This is a genomic window from Alteromonas sp. W364 (assembly GCF_031846205.1).
In the GTDB taxonomy this organism is placed as follows: Bacteria; Pseudomonadota; Gammaproteobacteria; order Enterobacterales; family Alteromonadaceae; genus Glaciecola; species Glaciecola blandensis.
The window spans coordinates 1-3,876 of sequence record NZ_JAVRID010000017.1; the positions used below are offsets into that span (position 1 = coordinate 1).

At 37.5% G+C, this 3,876-nt stretch carries 7 protein-coding genes; all 7 read right to left on the minus strand.

The genetic code is table 11. The annotated features are described in order from the left end of the window. Positions 1–52: 52 nt before the first annotated feature. A complete protein-coding gene (locus tag RM556_RS17165; protein WP_311375192.1) occupies positions 53–490 on the minus strand; it encodes a hypothetical protein in 438 nt (145 codons plus the stop codon). A gap of 334 nt (positions 491–824) precedes the next feature. Continuing rightward, entirely contained in the window at positions 825–1,130 is a 306-nt protein-coding gene (locus RM556_RS17170; RefSeq protein WP_311375193.1) for a hypothetical protein, read from the minus strand. Positions 1,131–1,189: 59 nt separating this feature from the next. Continuing rightward, the gene (locus RM556_RS17175) at positions 1,190–1,573 is read right to left on the minus strand and encodes a hypothetical protein (RefSeq protein ID WP_311375194.1); all 384 of its coding nucleotides are present in this window, start codon (positions 1,571–1,573) and stop codon (positions 1,190–1,192) included. A 134-nt stretch (positions 1,574–1,707) separates the two neighbouring features. Continuing rightward, the gene (locus RM556_RS17180) at positions 1,708–2,373 is read right to left on the minus strand and encodes a hypothetical protein (RefSeq protein ID WP_311375195.1); all 666 of its coding nucleotides are present in this window, start codon (positions 2,371–2,373) and stop codon (positions 1,708–1,710) included. Positions 2,374–2,492: 119 nt separating this feature from the next. After that, positions 2,493–2,852 (minus strand): hypothetical protein, encoded by a 360-nt coding sequence (locus RM556_RS17185; RefSeq protein ID WP_311375196.1) that lies wholly within the window; start codon positions 2,850–2,852, stop codon positions 2,493–2,495. Between the two features lie 89 nt (positions 2,853–2,941). Next, positions 2,942–3,388, minus strand: a complete 447-nt coding sequence (locus tag RM556_RS17190) for a hypothetical protein (protein WP_311375197.1) — start codon at positions 3,386–3,388, stop codon at positions 2,942–2,944. A 72-nt stretch (positions 3,389–3,460) separates the two neighbouring features. Continuing rightward, positions 3,461–3,876, minus strand: a 416-nt coding sequence (locus RM556_RS17195) for an ankyrin repeat domain-containing protein (RefSeq protein ID WP_311375198.1), incomplete at its 5' end; no start/stop codon positions are given.

The window sequence follows — 3,876 nt, forward strand, 5'->3', positions numbered from 1 at the left end:
CTTTACATAAGCGGTTTTGGCCGCTTTTGCCAAAATCCGCTTCATGTTTTTGTTATATTTGCACATCGAAGAGCATCTCCAAAATAGCCAACAAAACGAGTATTGATACGAACGTAAAGACAGGAATTCTGTATTTCCTAAAAGTTCGCGCATCACCAGCAGGCGTCAATATATGCAATAACTTAGTAATAGGTCTTATTTTCTTATTCTGCAATACGCCATCAATATAAATTTTATGAAACTTCCAATCTAGAAAGTGACCTCCAAAACCTCGGACATCTTCGCTTAGGTCTGTTTTTGCTTTCTCAATTTCACTTTCGCTTGCCCGCATTACTCTAGTAACAGATAGGACAAAATGATTTTTCGCCTCACGTTTAACCTTCATTTCAGCGTATTCAACCCTCTCATGAAGCCTAGAGAACGCACTTTTCATCGAGGTCTGCGAAGAAAACTTAAATCTAAAAACGATTGACTCATTTCTAGCTTCCACTGATTTTTCATTCAAAACATCAACCATCGCTCAAGAAAATATAACACCCCGCATAACGGGCAGCATTGCGTGCAGCCGCACGTAATGATGTCCCAGCGACCGGAGGGAGTGCGTTGATGCGATTGTTATGTTGTTTGGATTTTGTGAGGTCTTGATAAAACATTCCATGTTTCCTTGCGTTATCCATTTAAGTGAAACAATACTCGTTTGACACTGATACAGCAACTGATGGTTAGTAGCGTGAACCAAACAGTCAATGCTCGCGAACCCGAAATTAGCCTATTAAAAACAGATGAGGGTGACTCTTGAAAGGACGAGCCTCCATACTATTTAACTAATAGCGACGAACATTTCTAATTTGTTCAATCTCATCTTTGGTAAGCTCGTTCCATTGCGTATCACCCGCTAACTCCAATGAAACTCCTATTCGAGAAACAATACTCAATATATGTTTAAACCACTTATCAACGGTCCACTCTTTAAGCTCAGTGGAGGAAAACGATGATATTTCGTTGTACCAGTGAACCCCTGCAGCCTCTCTATAAATGTATTGATAAGAAGGTTTGCCGCCACTTTTTAATGTAACCATTAGTCTATTGTCTTCTGTTAGTGAAACAGACGATATTAACTCAAGATACATAACACCAAATTAAGCGGCGAAATACCGCTCTTGTATTTTGTCCGTCTTCAATTTTTTTGTTAACTGTTTCCAACGCATTCATTTCTTATTGCATCCGTATTTGCGCTTTTCTGAACCTGACTCCATTCACCATCAGCTAAAAAATTTATTACAACAAAATTATCCAAAACACTGACCGTAATTTCATCTGAGCGATAAAAGTACCCGGGGGCAAAAGTTGCTGGATTATTTGTCCAACCAGATTGATTATTTGACAACCAATCTAGTAGGGTTTCGTATTCAATAGTATTTACCTCAACTTCACCATTGCAGGTATTCAAAGGCGTTCGTAAATAACTGGTGAAATCTATATTTTGTTCTCTACCATACCATAAAACAAAGCCCGCGATTGTGACGATAAGAATGACAACTAATAACCCGACAGTTTTAAATAAAGTTCGCATATAATCCTAGACAGTTAACACATTCGATAAGCGGTTTTCACGCGCCCTTCGAGAAAATCCGTCTTCATCGTTTTGTTAGGTATCGTTTGCACTATGCTTTGCCTCATCAATTTTACAGCCAAGAATAGACTACTTTATTTAACAACCAACTCACCTCTTATCTGAGAAAGAGTTTGCCCTCTTTCGATAAAAACATCGTCTAACTTCTTTTGCATGTCATCGTTAACTAAATCATAAATTGTCGCAGCAAAATATAGCCCACCTGACTTATAAACGTCATCTACGTTAGCTTTATTTTCTATTAAAGATATCAGTCTAATTTTCATGCCTGACATCAATGACGTTAGTTCTTGGAATTGTTCAACAGACATCTCTCCAAAGAGACCTGAAAATGACTTCTCTAAATCCATTTTCCACTTATTATTTTCTTTGACTAATGTTATCTCGAAATCTTCTTCATCTTTGAATACTGCTCTGTCACCTACTGTACTCACTAACTTAAAATCAGCAGACTCCATTAGGGAGATGTTCAGTTTAAATGCATCATTAAATTTTTCATATTCATCCACTCCATAACTTTTTTTATAAAGTTCAGTAAATATTGCATCCTGCCTCATAGTTTCTAATAGACTGAAAAAGGCGCGTTTGAAGCTATCACTGCCAATTAAAACTGAAGAGCATTCTTCGAATGTTCCATGTTTGCAAAGCTGGAAGTTTTTTAGCAATTTATCTTCTAAATTTTTCCCTGCAACAGTGGAAAAAGAAATAAATGAAACAATAAAAAGTAGAACTAACCTCATAAAATCCTTATTTTTGATGTTTAAGCGTAAATTTGAAGAGATACCTAACACTTTACATAAGCGGTTTGGCAGCGCTCTTCTGACAAATCCGTCTTCATGTTTTTGTTATACATTTCGCACTATCCAAACAACCACCCAACCCCTCTGCCGATACCAAACCAAAGAGCCGATACGAATAGCATCGCTATATACAACAAACCAAACACTTTAAAAGTTGGTAATGTATCTACTATTCCCTGAATCATTGGATTCTTTGGCGTCATAACATCAGTTCGATGTCTATTTAATCGATTAGACCACATTCTTTTCGTAACCCGAAATAAGACTTGTGCAACCGCGCCAATCGATATTGAAATCAAAAAAGGCTCATTTGTGTAACCCAAATATATTAATACACCTATTATTAGCAGCCCTAAGCCAAAAGTATAAATCAAGTAAGGGATTGACGTATTTTTAACGGAGGTCTCTGCACTGCTCATAAAACTGCTCCCTGCATACTTAATGTGTATAACACCCAAATAAGCGGCGAAATACCGCTCTTGTATTTTGTCCGTCTTCATTTGTTTTGTTAGGTGCGACGCGCATCATCCACCCTCTGAATTAACTTAATAACGTGTTTATTTTTTGAAAATATTCTCATGTGCATTAATGGAATAAAAGCCAACTCTTTCCCGATACTTCCGCTTGTACGAACTGATAATACAACTCTCTCTGGTGAGCTAAGTTGATGGTTGATATTTACTACATCTTTTAATAGAACTCGCTGTTCCAATTTCCCTTTTTTTATCAAAAGCGATTCACCCTCATCTATTACTTCATCACATAAATCCCAGACTAATTTCTTAAATAAAATGACACCAAACACAATCATTATTATTGGGGCAACGACGAACATTATTGATTTTTCATATGCACCCAGTGCAATGCTAACAATGAAGAATAAGAATACAAATCCTAACCAGAAAACGGGAAACACTTTCTTAAAGAAAAACGGTGATGTTGAAACTTTCTTCATACCTATACTTACACCTAACACTTACTATAACCGGTTTGTGGCGCTCTTCCACAAATCCGGTTGATAGTTTTGTTATGCGTTTTCGAAGAACTGTTTAACATCGAAGTTTCCTATTGTACTAGCCAGCTTTCTTGGTGAGACACCATGATTATTCTCAAGGTCGGGATCGGAACCAGCACGCAACAGGAGTTGAATAATATCCCCTTTACCTCTTGAACAAAATACAGCTCTAAATAATGCAGTATTGCCAAAATAGTCTTTTAAATCGACTTTGGCTCCCAATCGTAATAGCTCGCTTGTAGCTTCAACAGCATTCTCTTGCGCAGCAAAGTGCAGTGGCGTCCAACCTCTATTATCTTCCTTATTGACGTCGAATCCCATTTTAATAAGAGCTTTTATTTTTCCGACTTGCTCTGATTTAGGAAGATCAACGGGCACATAATGTAGTGCACTTCGGCCATAGCTATCGGTCTTCATCGTCATCACGC